We start from the raw sequence: 17,119 nt of genomic DNA, 5'->3' as shown, positions 1-17,119 counted from the left end.
CCTGCGCCGAAAGGGAGGCCGCATCATGTCGCAGAAGCACCGCAAGCTGATCAACGATCCCGACACCCTGATCGAGGATCTCGTGGCCGGCATGGTCTCAGCCCATCCCGACCTGATCTGCGTCGAGGGGGAGACCGGCCGGGCCATCGTCGCGTTGAACGGCCCGCGCGACGGCAAGGTCGGCATCGTCATTGGCGGCGGCTCGGGTCACGAACCCGCCTTTGCGGGCTATGTCGGCAAGGGGCTGGCCGATGCGGCGCCGCTTGGGAACATCTTTGCCTCGCCCTCGCCCGCGCAGATCATGGACGCGGGATTTGCCGCCGACGGCGGCACGGGGGTGCTGTTTCTTTACGGTAACTACACCGGGGACGTGATGAATTTCGGCATGGCCGAAGAGGGGCTGGCCGAACAGGGGATCACCGCGCGCTCTTTCCTCGTAACCGATGACATCGCCTCGGCCCCGCCCGAACGGGCCAGCGAACGGCGCGGGATCGCCGGGGATTTCTTTGTCTTCAAGGTGGCGGGGGCGGCTGCGGATCTGGGCCTGAGCCTCGACGAGGTCGAACAGGCTGCCGCACGCGCAAACGCGGCAACCCGAACAATGGGCGTGGCGCTCTCTGCCTGCATCCTGCCCCAGACCGGGCGTCCGAATTTCGACCTGCCCGTGGGCGAGATGGAAATCGGCATGGGCATCCACGGCGAGCCCGGCATCGAACGCGGCCCTGCCGAGGGCGCAGACGCGGTCGTGGACCGCCTGCTGCCGCCGATCCTCGAGGAACTGGCCTGCACGGCGGGCGACCGGGTGGCCGTTCTGGTCAACGGGTTGGGCTCGACCAGCCTGCTGGAGCTTTACCTGCTGCACTGGCGTGTCGCGCAATTGCTGGAAGACCGGCGGATCACGATCCACCACAGCTGGGTCGGCGAATACTGCACCTCGCTGGACATGGAGGGCGCCTCGATCACCCTGATGAGGCTGGATGCGGACCTGCAGGCATGGCTGGACCATCCCTGCGAGACGCCCGCGCTGCGCGTCGGCAAACCCGATGTCACCCGCACCGCCCGCCCGCGCAGACATAGGGACAGGGTTGCCCCAGTGGCGCACTCTGGCGACCGCACCGACCTGCGCACCGATGGCGAAGTCACCCCGGCAGAGTTTCGCACCATGATGCAGGCCGGGGCCGAGGCGATCTTTGGCGCCGTGGACAGGCTTTGCGCGCTCGACGGCGAAATCGGCGATGGCGACCACGGCGTGACAATGGAAATCGGCTGGAAGGCCGTGATGACCGCGATGGACGCGGCAGACCGGGACATGACGATCACCGATCTCTGCAGGGTGATCGCCGATAGCTTTCTCTCTGCCGTCGGCGCCTCTGCCGGGCCGCTCTATGCCTCGGGGTTCGGCGCGGCCGGGCGGGCCGTGTCCGACCGTTGGGCCCTGGACACCCGCGCGCTGGCCGCCTGGCTGGATGGCATGGCGCAGGGCATCGCGGGACGCGGCGGTGCACGGCCCGGCGACAAGACCATGCTGGACGCCTGGATGCCCGCCGCTGAGGCCGCTGGCGTCGCGGCCCGCGAGGGCGCCACGCTGCAGGACGCGCTGATCCGCGCGCGCGACGCCGCCCGGCGTGGCGCCGATGCCACCGCACAGATGCAAAGCGGCAAGGGCCGGTCGCAGAAACTGGGCCAGCGGTCCGTCGGTCACGTGGACCCCGGGGCGGCCTCCGCCGCCCTTTTGCTGGCCGCCTGGTCGGATGCGCTGTAGCACCGATCCGACCGTTGAAAGACTGTCACATTGCTCTGATAGCCCGTCGCCGATGTAACCAAATCATGGAGACCCTCATGCGTTTCGCCCTTTCCGCGCTTGCTGTCGCGCTGCTTTCGACTTCGGCGATGGCCGAGGTGTCGGGCAAGCTGGTGCTGTATACCTCTCAGCCCAATGCCGATGCCCAGCAAACGGTCGACGCCTTCCAGGCCAAGTACCCGGAGGTCGAGGTCGAATGGATCCGCGACGGCACCACCAAGGTCATGGCCAAGCTGCGCGCCGAATTCGCCGCCGGCGCCCCGCAGCCGGACGTGCTGCTGATCGCCGACATGGTCACGATGGAAGGGCTGGAGGCCGAAGGTCGCCTGATGGCTTACCCCGAGGCCGACACCAGCGCCTATGACCCATCCCTGATGGATGCTGAAGGGCACTATTTCTCGACCAAGCTGATCACCACCGGCATCGTCTACAACACCGGCGCCGAGATGGTCCCGACCTCCTATGCCGACCTGCTGAAAGAGGCCGCAAAGGACAAGCTGGCGATGCCCTCGCCGCTGACCTCGGGCGCGGCGACCATCCACATGGCCGCCATCACCGCGCATCCCGACCTGGGCTGGGATTTCTACGAGGGCCTGGCCGCGCAAGGCGCCATCCCCGAAGGCGGCAACGGTGGCACCTACAAGGCCGTCGCGGGCGGCGAGAAACTCTATGGGTTCGTGGTCGACTTCCTGCCGATCCGCAACAAGCTGGACGGCGCCCCGGTCGAGTTCGTCTTCCCAGAGGAAGGTGTCTCTGCCGTGACAGAGCCGGTCGCCATCCTGTCGACTGCGCAGAACCCGGACGCCGCCAAGGCCTTTGTCGACTTCCTGATCTCGGAAGAGGGCCAGCAACTGGCCGCCGACATGGGATACCTGCCCGCGCATCCCGCCATCACCCCGCCCGAGGGGTTCCCGGCGCTGAACGACATCAAGCTGCTGGATTTCGACCCCGCCAAGGCGCTGGCGAACGACCAGGCCAACAAGATGAAGTTCACCGAGATCTTCGGCGGCTGACCTCTTGCGGCTGTTGAACTTCCTGCGCAGCGGCGAGGGCCTGACCCTTGCCGCTGTCATCTTTTTCGCGCTGGCCCTGCTGGTCTTTCCGCTGGGCCTGCTGGCGCGTGTCGGCGTGACACAGGACGACGTCTTTTCGCTGGCGCCGCTGTCGGATGCGCTGTCCTCGCGCTCGGTCTGGCGCGCCTTCACGCATTCGCTGGAAAGCGCCTTTTTCTCCTCGCTTATCTCGCTGGTCGCGGGCACGGGGATCGCGCTGGCCATCGGGTTGACCGACATTCGCTGGAAGGGTGTCTTCACCTTCCTTCTGCTGATCCCGATGATGATCCCGCCGCATGTGACGGCGATTGCCTGGATCCAGGCGATGGGGCCATCCTCTCCGATCCTGCGCAGTCTGGGGATCGCCCCGGAACTGGGCACCACGCACCCCCTGTACTCTCCCGGCGGGCTGATCTTTCTGCTGGGCGTCCAGCACACGCCGCTGGTCTTTCTTGTTGTGCTTGCCGCTCTCCGCGCCCTGCCACGCGAAATGAGCGATGCCGCGCGGATCGCCGGGGCCGGCGGCGGCAGGTTGCTCCGGCGCATTATCCTGCCACTGCTGGCGCCGACGCTGATCGCCGGCTATGCGCTGGCCTTCGTCTCGGCCTTGGGGAATTTCGGGATCCAGGCGCTGCTGGGCATCCCCGCGCGCTACATCACCCTGCCCGTGCTGATCTGGCAGCGGCTGGCCAGCTTCGGCCCCTCTGTGCTGACCGACGTGGCGGTGATCGCCTCGATCCTGGCGCTCTTGGCGGTGGCGGTGATCCTGGTGCAGATGTTGTTGTTGCGGAACGCCCGCAGCACGCTGATCGGCCCCCCGCAGCCGCCCCTGCACATCCGCCTGGGGCGAATGCGCGGCTGGACCGAGACCGGGCTGGCTCTGCTGGTGCTGGGCACGCTGGTCCTGCCCATCGCGGCGCTGGTGGCGACGGCGCTGGTGCGCACCTATGGGTTGCCCCTGAACGCGGACACGATCACGCTGGACAATTTTGCCGAGATCCTGTTCCGGCAATCCGTCACCGCGCGCGCCTTTCTGAACTCTTCCCTGACCGCCGCCACGGCTGCGGGGATCATCGCCCTGGGCAGCATCCTTGTCGCGCATTTCATGTCCTCACCCCGGCGCGCCGTGCGCAGCACCGGCCTGGGCATCGCGACACTGAGCGAGATGACCTATGCCATTCCGGGCCTCGTGATCTCGATCGCCTTCATCCTCGCCTTTCTCAAACCCCTGCCGCTGTTCAACGTCTCGCTCTACAACACGCTGGGGATCATCCTGATCGCCTATCTCTGCGCATTCTTTTCCATCGCGCTGAAGCCCGTCAGCGCCGCCTTCGTGCAGTTGGACCCGGCTTTGGACGAGGCCGCCCGGATCTCGGGCGCGTGCTATGGGCTACGAATGCGGCGGATTTTCCTGCCGCTGATCGCCCCGGCGGCGGCGTCGGGCGCGATCCTCGTGTTCCTGACCGCCTACAACGAGGTCACCGTGTCCGCCCTGCTGTGGTCCAGCGGGAACGAGACCATCGGAACGACGATCTACAACTACGAAGATGGCGGTTACACCACCCTTGCCGCCGCGATGGCCAGCGTGACGGTGGTGGCCACGGTCCTTCTGATGGCCGCGCTGGACCGGCTGGGGCGACAGGCGCCGCGCGGCGTGGTGCCCTGGCGGATGTAACCCGCCTCAGGACAGGAGTGGCGCAAACTCGGCGTCGATCCGTTCGAACAGGGGCAGGTAGTCTGCGGTTGTCTCTAAGAGCGCGGGGTTGCCCGCGTGCCTTTGGCGTATGTCCGCGATCCGCTCGGCCAGGGTCAGGGCTTCTCCGTTCGGGCCAGAGCGATTGTCGCAAAAGGTCAGCGCCCGGCTGAGAGAGGTGTCCATCATGCGGCAGGCCGGCCCGTAGTGTCCGGCAAGATCGGTCCGTGTCCGCAGGCAAAGACCACGGGCCCCGGAGTGATGCAGCACCGCGTCCACAACCTCGGCATCGCAGCCGTCGGCCCGGGCCAGGATGGCCCCGTCGACCGGGTGAAATCCCGTTTCGGCAAAAGCCCTGGCATAGCCGATGTCGTGATAGGCCGCCGCGATGACCAGCCGCCCGCCGAAATCCTGCCGCGCCTCGACCACCTGGGCCACGCGCATGACTTGACGGATATGGGCAAGCCGGGGCGCATCGGCTGGAAACCAGTCTTCGGGCGCCTTCATCCCGGCAAGACCCAGGCCCGCTTGATCCGCAGGGCCAACCTGTCCCCGACCCGCATCGGCGCGTCATGAGCCACCGTCAGACCGGCCCCGGCATCAAGGGCCACCACAGCCTCCCAGATCCCGCCGCGATAGAGGACACTGCGCACCGAACCAGTCAATTGCCCTTCATCGCCGACCACAATGGCCTCCGGGCGCACCAGCGCCTGCGCCGGTCCTTCCGGCTGTCCGGGTGCGGTGGTGACGTCAAATCGGCAGCCCGCAAGCTCGGCCATACCGTCGCGATAGAAAACCTCCACGACGCTGCCATGACCGATGAATTCCGCCACCTCGACGGATCCGGGCCGTTCGTAAATCTCCTGTGGCGTTCCCACCTGCAGAAACCGCCCGCCTTTCATCACCGCCATGCGGTCTGCCAGGGCCATCGCTTCGCGCTGGTCATGGGTGATATACAGCGTGGTCGCCCCGGACGAGCGGTGAAAATGCAGCAGTTCCCGCTCCATCGATCCGCGCAGGTGCGGATCGAGATTGGCCAGCGGTTCGTCCATGAGGATTGTCCGCGCCCCGCCTGCCAGGCAGCGCGCAAGGGCCACGCGCTGACGCTGGCCGCCGGACAGCGCCTCGGGTTTGCGCCCTGCCATGTCCTGCAAGGAGACGGTTTCAAGATGCGCCTCGACAGAGCGCGCCGCCTGCTTGCGCGACATGCCGCCAGCTTCCAGCGGAAAGGCCACGTTGTCCCGTACTGTCATGTGCGGCCAGAGCGCGTAGGACTGAAAGACGAACCCCGTGCCGCGCTGTTCCGGCGGGACCATCGTGCCCTGACCTGCCACCCTGTCGCCGTGCAGCAGGATCTCGCCGCGATCCGGGGTTTCAAGCCCCGCGATCAGGCGCAACAGCGTGCTCTTGCCGCAGCCGGATTCCCCAACGATGACAAAGAGCTCACGGTCGGCCACCGTGAATGAAACCTCGGCGACGGCCGGTTTCCCGGCATAGTCCTTGCCGATACCACTGACCTCGATGCCCGTCGTCATTCGCCTGCACCTCGCTGCGTCGGGAACCCGGTCTTGCCGGGATGTCCCGCCCCTGTCGGCGGGCACCGGCGCCCGCTTTGCAGGTCGATCCTTACGACCGGGACGGGCAGAACCGCAACCCGGTGCCAGGGTCCAGCACCCTCCTAGAGGACAAAATCCCCGGCCGTCAGCCCGGTTACGGCGGCCACCCGGATCTCTTCGTCTATGGTGCCATCGCCATCGCGGTCCAACTGCACGATGGCCGAGCCGCTGGGCGTTTCGAACAGGCGCAGTTCAGGGCCCCGCGCCGCGGAAAACGAGCTGGTTCCGCAGAACGTGAAACTCGACGGCACCAGTGCCGCTAGGTTGATCACGTCAAGTCCCTGTTCAAAGTCCAGGATCTGGTCGCGTTGCGCACCGATGCCGGTTTCGGCCACCGAGGCGAAGGCAAAGGTATCGGCATCCGCGCCACCCGTAAGGTGATCTGCCCCGGGTCCGCCGGTCCTGCCCCGCGTCGCCGCGCAGCACATCCGCTCCGGCATCGCCACGCAACGCGTCATCCCCCGCACCGCCCAGCAGCGTGTCATCGCAGCCGCGGCCGATCAGGGTATCATCCCCCCCAGCCCCTGCAGCAGGTTGTCCCCTTCATCCCCCCGCAACACGTCACCAAAGGCACAGCCAAAGAGGTTTTCGATCGACAGGTTGCTGTCGTCGCGCGCCTCGCCGGTGTCGTGCGTGGAATTGGCCAGATCCGCGATCAACCCGCCCGGCGCGTCGGCATAGACCGCCGTGTCGCGGCCCCGCTCTCCGTACAGGGCGTCATAGGGCGTCGCCGCCCGGTCCGCCGTCCAGCAGGTCGTTGACGTCAGAGCCATAAAGCTCGTCGTCTCCCTCCAATCCACTCAGGATGCGGGTCAGACCTGCAAAGCCCTGCAGGTAATCCAGCCCCGGCGTGCCCTGGATGGCGAACGGTCCCAGCAGCGACAGGTGGCTGCCATTCGCGACCTCCGCCCGCTCTACGACCGACCCGGCCATGTCGAACTGGCCGCTCAGGGTCAATGTCTCGCCACCCACATGCACGTTGAGGCTGTAGCCGTCGAGGTTGAAACTCAGATCCCCCGGCGCGATGCCCGGACCAAAGCGGATCGCGTCCGTGCCGCCGGTCTCGTCGATCAGGTCGGCCCCGTCCCCAGGGTTCCAGATGTAAGTGTCGTTGTCCTCGCCTCGGTACAGCTCATCGTTGCCGCCCTCGCCCATAAGGGTATCGTCCCCCTCGTTGCCGTGCAGGAAGTCGACCCCGGCGCCGCCGTATTGTTCATCATCCCCCGCCCCACCGTGCAGGGCATCCCGCCCGCCGCCCCCGCTTTGACAATCGGGACCGCCGAGGCCGGTCAGGAAACCATGCCCGGGCCCACCGAACTGAGCGTCATGCTGATCGGTGCCCAGCAAGTTGACCGCGGCAAGCTGGGTCTTCACCGCGTGGACAAACCCCTGCCATGTCACGCCGGTGGTAGTTGCGCTGACAGCGCTGGCCAGCCAGGCAGTCTGTTCGGGGACAAGTCCGTCTCCGGGACCGGCAAATGCGATGATGCGCGCCACTTCCATCCAGAAGCCATTGGGATCGGCAAGCGTGGCGGCAATGTTGGCCAATTCCGAAACCATCGCCTGATCTATGCCTTGGCGGGTCAGAGTGGCGGTGCCGAATTCATAGAGGCCCGCCGAGGCTCCGAACAGGAACTGGCCGCCGACCTGCAGGATCAGCTGCACCTTCACAAGGTTCAGAAACTGTTCATAGGCTGCCTCGACCGCATCGGCCTGCCAATAGCCTTCGGGGTCGCGGACCTCCAACCCGGCGGTCACACCAAAGAGGTTGCCGCTGAGCATTTCCATCGTTTCCAGAACACGCGCGTCGATGTGCGGCCCGCGCGACCCGGCTGCCACGTCCTGCACCCCGGCCCAGCGCTGGACGATCTCTTCGGCCAGCGCATCAAGGGCCGCAGGGTCTCCGAGCACCTCCCAGGACCAGTTCACCTTGAACGCGGCCACCAGATCCAGCAACGCCTCGTCCAGGCTCATCGCGACATGCAGGTCTGTCAGGTCGCCAAATCCGCGCAAGATCGGCAAGGCCAGGACGCGTGCGTCAAGCAGGTAGTCACCGCGATTGATCGTATTCAGATCGTCGTTCAGGAACCAAAGGTCGGTGATCGTGCCGGCAGACCCGTCATGACCACGGAAATCGCCAAAATGTCGTAGTCGTCCAGCGTATGCAATTCGTCGGCATCGCTGACCCCGTCGCCATTCGAGTCGATCCACAGCTGCAATTCGGAAAAGGCGGCGTCGCGGGCATTGACCCGGCCATCTCCGTTGCTGTCCAGCGCCGCGAGGTTGTCAAAGCCCGTTTCATACACCTCCGTGATGCAGAACATCTCTGTCTCGTCGTCGATGATGCCGTTGCCGTTCACGTCCCGAACCAGAAAGGCGTCATCCCCGCCGGTGCCTGTGTTGTTTGTCTGACCCTCGGGCAGAATCCAGGCCGTACGCTCGGCGAAACCGTCGCTGTCGAGGTCGAGATAGAGGTTGGACCCGGTCGCCGCCGTAGGACCCAGCGCCGTGACCGCGATCCCGTCACCGTCAAGGTCCAGGATCAGCGGACAGGTCTGCAGCGGGGCGCCGTTGGTCGATCCCGCCGGCCCCAGGATAGCCGCCGGAGGAGAGCTGAGCGGCGTCCGGGCGGACGGGTTGTCAGGATCGGCCGGTCCGGTGAGGTCCTCGGGCACGGCGGGCGGAGCATGGGGGTCGGCGAAGTCCTCGATCGGAACCGGAGGCTGCCCCGGAAGCTCCAGCAGGATGCCACCGTCGGGTCCGCGTGAAAGATGTTCCGGGTATTGGTCGATCAACGCGTCCAGAAGGACCTGCCCCTCGTTGAGGGTTTCGAACATCCTTTCGGCAAGCTCAGTCAGAGAGCCGGTCATCCAGGGCGTAAACTGCTCGATGATCTTGAACAGGATCACCGCTTCTTTCTGAGCCGCGTTCAGCTGCGAATTGTCCGCGATCGCACGCACGTCGTTGACGAAATCGACGACCTCAAGCGTCTTGGAAAAGGCTTCGCCTGCCGCCTCGAACAGATCGCTCTCTCCGATGGGCAATTTTTCGTCGATGATTTCGGCGATTTCTTCGAGCGGCTCACCGAGGGCATCGCCAAGGATGTCGGACAGTTCCGATTTTGCCGCGTCCGTCATGGAGGCTCCGATGGCGTCGTCGACCACGTTCCCGGCCCAGACCTTGGTTCCCGTCTCGACAATGACTTCAAGAATGCCGTCGCTCATGATTCACCCTGGAAACTCAAATCCAACACGCCGGTAATGACAGCGACCGGCAAATCTATCTCCATCTTTTGGTCCCCGCTAAGGGCATGATTTGCCAAGGCCGCTTTTGCGGACTTCCCGAGCATTTTCGGCCGCTCGGGGCGTGAATTTGAATCGACGCGTGCTGAAAAATCAGGATGAAATGGGTTTTCATGCCAATTTCCAGAATGCCCGGCATGGCGTGGCACGGCTGCACGGGCGGATGCCCCTTGTGCGCCAGAGGGACGGCAAGGATTGGACCGCGATGCCGGACAAGGGGTAGTCTGCGCGTCATGGGGTACGTGACATCGCTTTTCCCGCGCAAGGTGATCGCGGCGGTCGGACCAGTGGTCGACGGCCCAAACCTGCTGCGCGGGCTGGGCCTGGACCCCGACGCCCCCTGGGACCCCAAGATCATGGTGCCCGTGACCGTCTATTACGACATGCTGGAACGCATCGCCGAGACGGTCGACCCGACCGACCTGCCGCTGAAGGTCGGCGCCTCCATGCGCTGTGACGAATACGGGGCGCTTGGCCTGGCCTGGAAGGCCGCCCCCGACCTGATGGGATCGCTGGCGCGGATTGAACGCTATGCGCGGGTCTGGACCAGCGTGGTGGAATACGAATTGCGGCCCGATCCGCGTGGCGTCCTGCTGGTCCTGCAACGGGCCGGGGCGCGGCGGCTTGGTCTCAGGCTCTCGAACGAGACGTCGCTGGCCAGCGCGGTGTCGATTGCCCGGCAGGTCAGCCCGGTGCCCTTTGCGCCGCTCGAGGCGCGGTTTCAACATCCACCGCCGCGTACCCTGTCCCACCACGAAAGCTGGTTCGGATGCCCCGTCCATTTCGGCAATGACATGGACGCGCTGCTGATTTCCCACGAGGCGGCCAGACAGCCGAACATCCTGGGGGATGAGGGGATCACGCGCTTCCTGATCTCGCATCTGGACGAGGAGCTGTCCGAGATTGCCGGGGAGGATACGCTGGAGACGCGGTCCAAGGCCGCCATCGCCCGTGCACTCAGCGAGGGCCTGCCAAAAATGGCCGATATCGCCCGGGGCCTTGGCCTCAGCGCGCGCAGCTTTCACCGGCGGCTGTCCGAACAGGGGCTGAGCTTTCAGACCCTGACCGCCGAGACCCGTCGCGAACTGGCCGAAGGGCTACTGCGCGACGAGAGGTATTCGCTGGCAGAGGTCGCCTTCCTGACCGGCTTTTCCGAGCAGAGTTCCTTTACCCGCGCGTTCAAACGTTGGGTCGGGCGGACCCCTGCCAGCTACCGCAAGGTGCACGGCACGGGCTGATCCAGCATTGGCAACAACTGTCAAAACGCTGGCGATGGCGGTCAATACCCGGCGCCTGCCAACGGTCTATCCCTCTGTCATCATGTTCAGACAAGGAGACAGACCATGCACCCCATTCTCGTCATCGGCGCCAACGGAAAGACAGGTTCGCGCGTTGCAAGCAAACTGCAGGCGCTTGGACATGCCGTGCGCCTAGGGTCGCGCAATGCCCCGATCCCCTTCGACTGGGAGGCGCCCGAAACCTGGGCGGCGGCCCTGTCCGGTGTCCGCGCCGCCTACATCACCTATTTCCCCGACCTCGCCTTTCCCGGCGCCGTCGAAAAGCTGGACGCGTTGTGCCGCACCGCCCGCGCCGCCGGTGTGGGCCACCTGGTCCTGCTGTCGGGCCGGGGGGAACATCACGCCCGCCTCGGTGAAGAGGTCGTGCGCAATGCCGGTCCGGATTTCACCATCGTGCGCGCCGCCTGGTTCGCGCAGAACTTCAGCGAAGGCTACCTGCGCGATCCGGTGCTGGCCGGTGTCCTGCCGATGCCCGGCGGAGACGTGGTGGAACCGATCATCGACGTGGACGACATCGCCGACGTCGTGGTCGCCGCACTGACCGAGGGCGGCCACGAAGGCGAGTTGTACGAGGTGACAGGCCCCCGCCTGATGAGCTTTGCCGAGATGGCCGGGGAATTGTCCACCGCCATCGGCCGCCCGATCCAATACCTGCCGATTTCCTTCGAGGAGTTCCACGCCAACGTGGCCAGCGCCGGGGGCGATTTCGTCGCCGACGTCTTTACCGCCATCGCGCGGGAAACCCTGGACGGACGCAACGCCAACCTCGGGGACGGTGTGCAGCGTGCCCTTGGCCGGGCGCCCCGCGACTTCGCCGACTTTGCGCGCGCGGCAGCCCAGGCCGGCAAATGGCCGCTCGCGGCCTGACCGCCCCTGTTTCAGGAAAGGACCAGACATGACACTTTCGCTCTTTCAGAAGATCACGCTCGGGCTCGCGGGCATTACGGCACTGGTGATCGGCCTCTGCATCCTTGCCGTTCCGCACCAGTTCTACGCCAGTTACGGCATCAGCCTGGCAGATGACGCCAGCCTGCTGAGCGAGCTGCGTGCACCCGGGGCCGGGCTGGCCGTGCTGGGCGGCCTGATGCTGTGGGGAATGGTGAACCGCACCATGCGCCAGGTCGCGCTGGCAGCGGCGCTGACCGTCTACATCGCCTTTCCCGCGGGCCGGCTGGTCGGGGTGCTCGTAGATGGAATGCCCTCCGGCAGCATCCTGGGTGCGCTGGCCTTCGAGGTCGGGATCGCCGCGCTTTGCCTTCTGGCCTTTCGCCGCGGGTCCCGCCCCCCTGCGCCGCAAGGCAACAGCAGCCACGCCCCCGCGGCCTGACAACCAACGCGCGGGACGGTGCAAGCCGTCCTGCCCCGGCATCCGCATGACAAAAGGACTCCCGACATGACGACGATCTTTCTTGCGCTCCTGCAGGGCGCCATTCTTGCCTATGCTCTCCTGGCCGGCGTTTTCCTGGCCTTCTCCGATTTCATCATGCGGTCACTTGCGCGGACCAGCGGCAGTGGCGGTGTCGAGGCGATGCAGGTCATCAACCGAGAAGTGTTCCGCTGGGTCTTCATGATCCTCTTCATGGGCATGGCCCCGGTGTCGCTGCTGCTGTCGGGATTTGCCGCTATGAACCTGGAGACCCCTGCCGACAGGCTGATCCTGCTGGCGGGGCTGGTCTACCTCGCCGGGTGCTTCGGTGTCACCGTGATCCGCAATGTGCCGATGAACGAGCGGCTGGCCGCAATGGAACCGGCGACCGCGACAGTGCGGGACTACTGGACCGGGACCTACCTGCCCCGGTGGACCTTCTGGAACACGGTGCGGACCATAGCCTGCGCGCTGTCCTCTGTCCTGTTGATGACCGCAGTGATCTGGAAGGCCGGGGCGCTCTAACCCTCCGGCTGGCGCGTCAGACGACCGTAGACCGCGTAGCCCCGGTACAGGTCTTGCCCGCTCAGGGCTGCCGCGCCCCCCGCCATCTCATACAAAGCCGCGCCTAGCGTATCGCGGGGCGTGACGTGGAACCGGGCCAGCCAGGCGCGCAAGGCGCCTTTGAACCACCCCGGCAGGCGCGCCTGGTCGCCGAAATCCACGACATGCAGGGAGCCGCCCGGAGCCAAGTGGCGCTTGGCCTCGTCCAGCGCCCGCTGCCAGTCGGGGATCATCGACAGGCTGTAGGAAAACACGATGTGATCGAACTGCGCCTCGCCGAACAGCGCCTCGGGATCGAAGGAACAGGCATCCGCCTGCGCCAGGCGCGCCGCGCCGTCCAGCTTGCGGCGGGCGGAAATCAACATCTGGTCCGAGATATCCAGCCCGAAGAGCAGCGCGCGGGGATGCCGCTTGCGGATCGCAGCCAGGTTGCGCCCGGTGCCACAGGCCACTTCCAACACCCGGTCGCCGGGGTGCACCGCCATGTTTTTGATCAGATGGTCGCGCCCCAGCAGGTAGTACTTGCGGGTGATGTCGTAAAAGAGGCGCTGGTAGCGATAGACATCGTCCATCAACCGCCCGTGATCTGCCACATCGCTCATCGGCTCAGCCCTTCCGGCGATAGAGATGGACACCGCCGTAAATCGCCGAGCGGTCCTCGGCAAAGGCGCGCTCGGACGCCGGTGCATCGTAGGTCCACTGATCCAGCAGCTCTGCGGAAACGCGTCCGGGCAGGATATCCGGCCCCCCGCCGGTGCGGAACAGGACCCGCGCGCCTGGCATGGCCGTCCGGGTGATCTCGCGCCACAGCGCGGCCAGCTGGTCGTCCGTCATCCAGTCCTGCGCGTCCAGCAGGACATAGACCGATTTCGACGCTGCCGGGGCCTCTGCCAGCACATCGGTGATCGAACGGTTCAGCACCGTCGCGCGGCCGGCCGCGGCGCGCAGCGCCTCGAAGTTCCATTTTTCGAGGTAGGGCGGCACCGGTCCGGTGCCATCCTCCTTGTAGGCCCGGTTTGCGGCCTGCCAGGCAAAGTAGTTCTCGCCGATCGGGAAGTCGCAGAACAGCTTGCGCGTGCGTTCCTCCAGCACCTTGACGATATCGCCATCGGCATCGGCGGCCAGCTTGTCGTATTGCGCCGGGGGAATGCCCAGCCCGAACAGCGAGGCCCGGCGGCGCGCGGCAAACCGGACAAGGCGCGAACGATAGAGCGGCTTGATCTCATCTTCGAAAAAGGCGCGCTGGTCCTCCAGCGTCCGGGCGCTCAGGAGCCGGGTGAAATCCACGCCGCCGATCCGCGCCACGAGGTGCACGGCCCCCAGAAAGGTGCCCAGAACGCCGAAACGGTAAAACCCGCGCGCGAACATGGACTTTCGTCGGCGAAAGCGCTCGCGCCCGTTCCAGAAGACCCGCGCTTGAGGGTCCAGGTAGGGCAGCACGTAACGGTCCAAAAGTGCCACGTTTTCCGCTTGGTCAGCACGCCCGAACAGCGCGTAGAAACTGGCATGATCCGGCAGGCGCTGCGCGGCCTCCAGTTTCAGCCGATTCAATTCGACATGCCAGGGCGACAGGTCCACCGCCGTGACCGAGGCCGGGCGCGCGGTCAGATAGCTCATCATGTTGCAGCCGCCCGAGGCGATGCAGACAACGTGATCCTCGCGACCAAGGCCCAAGGCGGTCATGTCGCAAACCGGGTCTTCCCAGATCTGCGGATAGACCAACCCCCGGAACAGCCGCGCAAAGACCCGGTCGGACAGGGAAGCGAAGGAGAAGGACCTGTTCTGGTAGACCGCTTCGCCGATCAAGTCGCTGGTCGTGTCGCTCATCATGCTTCCTGTCTGCTCTGTTTCTTCTGGCTGCTGCGGGCGCGCCGCTTGGCGCGCTGTTTCAGCATGTGCTGACGGTTGTTCCGGGCTTCCCAGTCGATCAGCCGCATCTCGCCTTCGTGGTTCTCGATGATCGCGGTGCAGCTCTCGACCCAGTCTCCGGTGTTGATGTAGCGGATCTCGCCGACGTCTCGGATCGCCGCGTGGTGGATGTGGCCGCAGATCACCCCGTCAAAGCCCTTTTGGCGGGCGTCCTGGGCCAGCACCTCTTCGAACTTGCAGATGTAGTTGACCGCCTGCTTGACCTGCTGCTTGCTCCATTTCGACAGCGACCAGTAGCGGCGGGACCACAGGCGGCGCACCCGGTTGATCCTGGGGTTCAGCCAGATCAGCAGCGCGTAGGCGCGGTCACCCAGGTGGGCCAGCCACTTGGCGTTCATCACCACCGCGTCGAATTCGTCGCCATGCGTGACCAGGTATCGCTTGCCGTCGGCGGCGCGGAAATCGTCCTGGTTCTTGACCTCGATGCCGCCGAAATGGACGCCGAAGTAATTGCGCATGACCTCGTCATGGTTGCCGGGGATGAAAACGACGCGGGTGCCCTTGTGCGCCTTTTCCAGCACCGCCTGCACCACGTCATTGTGTGCTTCCGGCCAATGCCAGCCGCGCTGCAGCCGCCAGCCGTCAAAGATGTCGCCAACGAGGTAAAGCGTTTCGGCCTCGTGCCTGTTCAGGAATTCGACAAGCAGCCCGGCCCGGCAGCCCCGGGTGCCAAGATGCACGTCGGAAATGAAAATCGTTCGGTCGGACACCGCGTTGCCAGCTTGTTGTTCGCGTTTCGACAGCGCCTAGGCCGTCCGTGCTTCACCGACATGACGATTTTGTTTCAATCCTATGAACCCTGTGCGGTCGCGGCGATCTGTCCATCCAATCGCCTGCGGGCTTTGGGCCGGCCTGCCTCCCGCCTCCTTCCCCGTCGTGGCATCGACCCCGGCGGACAGGGAGGTTGACCCCATCTCACCCTTCCTTGTTTGCAAGCCTTTCCCGAAGCTCGGTCTTGAGGACCTTGCCATAGTTGTTCTTGGGCAACTCCTCGGCAAAGTGGTAGGTTTTGGGCCGTTTGAACCGCGCGATCCGATCGAGACAGAGCGCGTCCAGCTCCACCGCATCCAGGGCATGTCCAGGTTGACAGACGACAAAGGCCACCACGACCTCTCCCCATTCCGGATCCTGCTGGCCCACGACCGCAACCTCGTTGACCAGGGGATGCGACAGCAGCACCTCCTCGACCTCGCGCGGGTAGATGTTCGACCCGCCAGAGATGATCATGTCCTTGGACCTGTCGTGCAGGGTGACGTAACCTTCGCCATCCATGCGCCCCATGTCGCCGGTCCAGAGCCAGCCGTCGCGCAGCGTCTTGGCTGTGGCCTGAGAGTTGCGCCAATAGCCGGGCATGACGGTGGCGCCACGCACCGCGATTTCCCCCACCTCGCCCACGGGCAGGTCCGCGCCCTCGCTGTCGAGGATCGCGACCTCGACGAGGCTTTGCGCCCGCCCGACAGAGTTCAGCCGTTCGCGCCAGCCCGGCGTGTCCCGGTCGGCCACGTCCGCGCGCGGCAGGGCGGTGATCCCCATCGGGCATTCGCCCTGCCCGTAGATCTGCACGAAACGCGGCCCCATTTGCTGGACTGCCTCCAGAATATCCGCCTCGTACATCGGCCCCCCGGCATAGACCACGGTGCGCAACCCCTCGCCTGTCTGGCCTGCCGCCTTGGCCACGTCCACAAGCCGCCGCACCATCGTGGGGGCGGCGAACATGGAAACCGGGCCAATATCCGGTGCGATTCGCAGGATCTCCGCGGCGTCGAACCCGCCGCTGTCCGGCACCACATGGCGCGCGCCACGCAGCACATGCATGAAGTTGTACAGCCCTGCACCGTGGCTCATCGGGGCAGCATAGAGGATCGCGTCCTCAGCCTGTACCTCGTCCACATCCGCGAAATAGCTCATCGTCATGGCGATGATGTTGCCGCAGGAAATCATCACGCCCTTGGGACGACCGGTTGTGCCGGACGTGTAGAACAGCCAGGCCATGTCGCCCTGGGCCAGGGATGCAGGACCACCAGAGGAAACCGTTTCGCGCATCTCGCGAAAGGCGTCTCCCTCGGTCGAGATCAGTGGCCCGGAGGTCAGATCCCCCAGCGCACTGGCGCCTTTATCGTCCGCAAAGACCAGCGCCACCTCCGCATCCTCGATGATCCAGGCCGCCTCGCGCGGGTGCAGCTTGCCGTTGATGGGCACAGCCGCCGCTCCGGCCCACCAAGTGCCATAGAGCGCCTCAAGGTACTCGGTCCGGTTCGCCATGAAGAGCGCGACCTGATCCCCCCGGCCAATTCCGCGCGCGGCAAGAGCCGCCCCGATGCCCGCGGCCCGGGCCGCAAAGGTTCCGTAATCCGCGTCGCAGGTCATCCCCTTGAACAGCGCCGAACGGCCAGGCCAGCGGGTTGCCGTGCGGCTCAGCCATTCAGCAGGGTTCATGCCTCGGTCTCCATCATCAAACGAAACGCCCCCGCCGGATCGCTCCGGCGGGGGCTTTTTCC

17 protein-coding genes and 1 pseudogene are annotated in these 17,119 nt (G+C 65.6%); 7 read left to right on the top strand and 11 right to left on the bottom strand.

All coding sequences use genetic code 11. The features are described from left to right. Nucleotides 1-25: 25 nt before the first annotated feature. The 3 genes from dhaL (at nucleotide 26) to BLQ71_RS13930 (ending at nucleotide 4,528) form a co-directional block, all read left to right on the top strand. The gene (gene dhaL, locus BLQ71_RS13940) at nucleotides 26-1,762 is read left to right on the top strand and encodes a dihydroxyacetone kinase subunit DhaL (protein ID WP_074622146.1); all 1,737 of its coding nucleotides are present in this window, start codon (nucleotides 26-28) and stop codon (nucleotides 1,760-1,762) included. Between the two features lie 77 nt (nucleotides 1,763-1,839). Further along, a complete protein-coding gene (locus BLQ71_RS13935) occupies nucleotides 1,840-2,814 on the top strand; it encodes an ABC transporter substrate-binding protein (RefSeq protein ID WP_074622145.1) in 975 nt (324 codons plus the stop codon). Nucleotides 2,815-2,818: 4 nt separating this feature from the next. Beyond that, on the top strand, nucleotides 2,819-4,528 hold the full coding sequence (locus BLQ71_RS13930; protein ID WP_074622144.1) for an ABC transporter permease: 1,710 nt from the start codon (nucleotides 2,819-2,821) through the stop codon (nucleotides 4,526-4,528). A gap of 6 nt (nucleotides 4,529-4,534) precedes the next feature. Here BLQ71_RS13930 and BLQ71_RS13925 read toward each other — a convergent pair whose 3' ends face one another. The 7 genes and pseudogenes from BLQ71_RS13925 to BLQ71_RS13900 form a co-directional block, all read right to left on the bottom strand. Then, entirely contained in the window at nucleotides 4,535-5,053 is a 519-nt protein-coding gene (locus tag BLQ71_RS13925; protein ID WP_074622143.1) for an HD domain-containing protein, read from the bottom strand. After that, on the bottom strand, nucleotides 5,050-6,081 hold the full coding sequence (locus BLQ71_RS13920; RefSeq protein ID WP_074622142.1) for an ABC transporter ATP-binding protein: 1,032 nt from the start codon (nucleotides 6,079-6,081) through the stop codon (nucleotides 5,050-5,052). The genes BLQ71_RS13925 and BLQ71_RS13920 overlap by 4 nt, the downstream gene beginning before the upstream one ends. Before the next feature lie 143 nt (nucleotides 6,082-6,224). Continuing rightward, complete coding sequence (locus BLQ71_RS27070; RefSeq protein ID WP_074622141.1) at nucleotides 6,225-6,590, bottom strand: M10 family metallopeptidase C-terminal domain-containing protein; 366 nt, start codon at nucleotides 6,588-6,590, stop codon at nucleotides 6,225-6,227. A gap of 10 nt (nucleotides 6,591-6,600) precedes the next feature. After that, nucleotides 6,601-6,663: pseudogene (locus BLQ71_RS27065) on the bottom strand (hypothetical protein); the annotation flags it as partial. Beyond that, nucleotides 6,663-6,935 (bottom strand): hypothetical protein, encoded by a 273-nt coding sequence (locus BLQ71_RS13910; RefSeq protein ID WP_074622140.1) that lies wholly within the window; start codon nucleotides 6,933-6,935, stop codon nucleotides 6,663-6,665. The pseudogene BLQ71_RS27065 and the gene BLQ71_RS13910, both read right to left, overlap by 1 nt. Continuing rightward, entirely contained in the window at nucleotides 6,880-8,184 is a 1,305-nt protein-coding gene (locus BLQ71_RS13905) for a calcium-binding protein (RefSeq protein WP_074622139.1), read from the bottom strand. Before BLQ71_RS13905 ends, BLQ71_RS13910 begins: the two co-directional genes overlap by 56 nt. A 59-nt stretch (nucleotides 8,185-8,243) precedes the next feature. Then, entirely contained in the window at nucleotides 8,244-9,386 is a 1,143-nt protein-coding gene (locus BLQ71_RS13900) for an SPM autocatalytic domain-containing protein (protein ID WP_074622138.1), read from the bottom strand. Nucleotides 9,387-9,697: 311 nt separating this feature from the next. Between BLQ71_RS13900 and BLQ71_RS13895 the strand changes: the two genes are divergently transcribed. From BLQ71_RS13895 to BLQ71_RS13880, 4 genes are all read left to right on the top strand, one after another. Continuing rightward, nucleotides 9,698-10,702 (top strand): AraC family transcriptional regulator, encoded by a 1,005-nt coding sequence (locus tag BLQ71_RS13895; RefSeq protein ID WP_074622137.1) that lies wholly within the window; start codon nucleotides 9,698-9,700, stop codon nucleotides 10,700-10,702. A 105-nt stretch (nucleotides 10,703-10,807) separates the two neighbouring features. Further along, nucleotides 10,808-11,629, top strand: a complete 822-nt coding sequence (locus BLQ71_RS13890; RefSeq protein ID WP_074622136.1) for an NAD(P)H-binding protein — start codon at nucleotides 10,808-10,810, stop codon at nucleotides 11,627-11,629. A 28-nt stretch (nucleotides 11,630-11,657) separates the two neighbouring features. Continuing rightward, nucleotides 11,658-12,089, top strand: a complete 432-nt coding sequence (locus BLQ71_RS13885) for a DUF4345 domain-containing protein (protein ID WP_074622135.1) — start codon at nucleotides 11,658-11,660, stop codon at nucleotides 12,087-12,089. Between the two features lie 66 nt (nucleotides 12,090-12,155). Continuing rightward, the gene (locus tag BLQ71_RS13880) at nucleotides 12,156-12,653 is read left to right on the top strand and encodes an anthrone oxygenase family protein (RefSeq protein ID WP_074622134.1); all 498 of its coding nucleotides are present in this window, start codon (nucleotides 12,156-12,158) and stop codon (nucleotides 12,651-12,653) included. On the opposite strand, the gene BLQ71_RS13875 is transcribed toward BLQ71_RS13880, so the two are convergent. The 4 genes from BLQ71_RS13875 to BLQ71_RS13860 all read right to left on the bottom strand — a co-directional run bounded on the left by BLQ71_RS13875 (nucleotide 12,650) and on the right by BLQ71_RS13860 (nucleotide 17,057). Continuing rightward, a complete protein-coding gene (locus BLQ71_RS13875; RefSeq protein WP_074622133.1) occupies nucleotides 12,650-13,294 on the bottom strand; it encodes a class I SAM-dependent methyltransferase in 645 nt (214 codons plus the stop codon). The genes BLQ71_RS13880 and BLQ71_RS13875 overlap by 4 nt on opposite strands. A 4-nt stretch (nucleotides 13,295-13,298) precedes the next feature. Continuing rightward, nucleotides 13,299-14,519, bottom strand: a complete 1,221-nt coding sequence (locus BLQ71_RS13870) for a BtaA family protein (RefSeq protein ID WP_088702312.1) — start codon at nucleotides 14,517-14,519, stop codon at nucleotides 13,299-13,301. Beyond that, nucleotides 14,519-15,331 carry a UDP-2,3-diacylglucosamine diphosphatase gene (locus tag BLQ71_RS13865; RefSeq protein WP_074622131.1) on the bottom strand — a complete coding sequence of 271 codons (813 nt, stop codon included), beginning with the start codon at nucleotides 15,329-15,331 and terminating at the stop codon, nucleotides 14,519-14,521. The genes BLQ71_RS13870 and BLQ71_RS13865 overlap by 1 nt, the downstream gene beginning before the upstream one ends. Before the next feature lie 205 nt (nucleotides 15,332-15,536). Beyond that, complete coding sequence (locus tag BLQ71_RS13860; RefSeq protein WP_074622130.1) at nucleotides 15,537-17,057, bottom strand: AMP-binding protein; 1,521 nt, start codon at nucleotides 17,055-17,057, stop codon at nucleotides 15,537-15,539. Nucleotides 17,058-17,119 lie beyond the last annotated feature (62 nt).

This window comes from Antarctobacter albus, assembly GCF_900101505.1.
Lineage (GTDB): Bacteria > Pseudomonadota > Alphaproteobacteria > Rhodobacterales > Rhodobacteraceae > Antarctobacter > Antarctobacter albus.
This window is presented reverse-complemented; position numbering and strand designations above follow the sequence as displayed.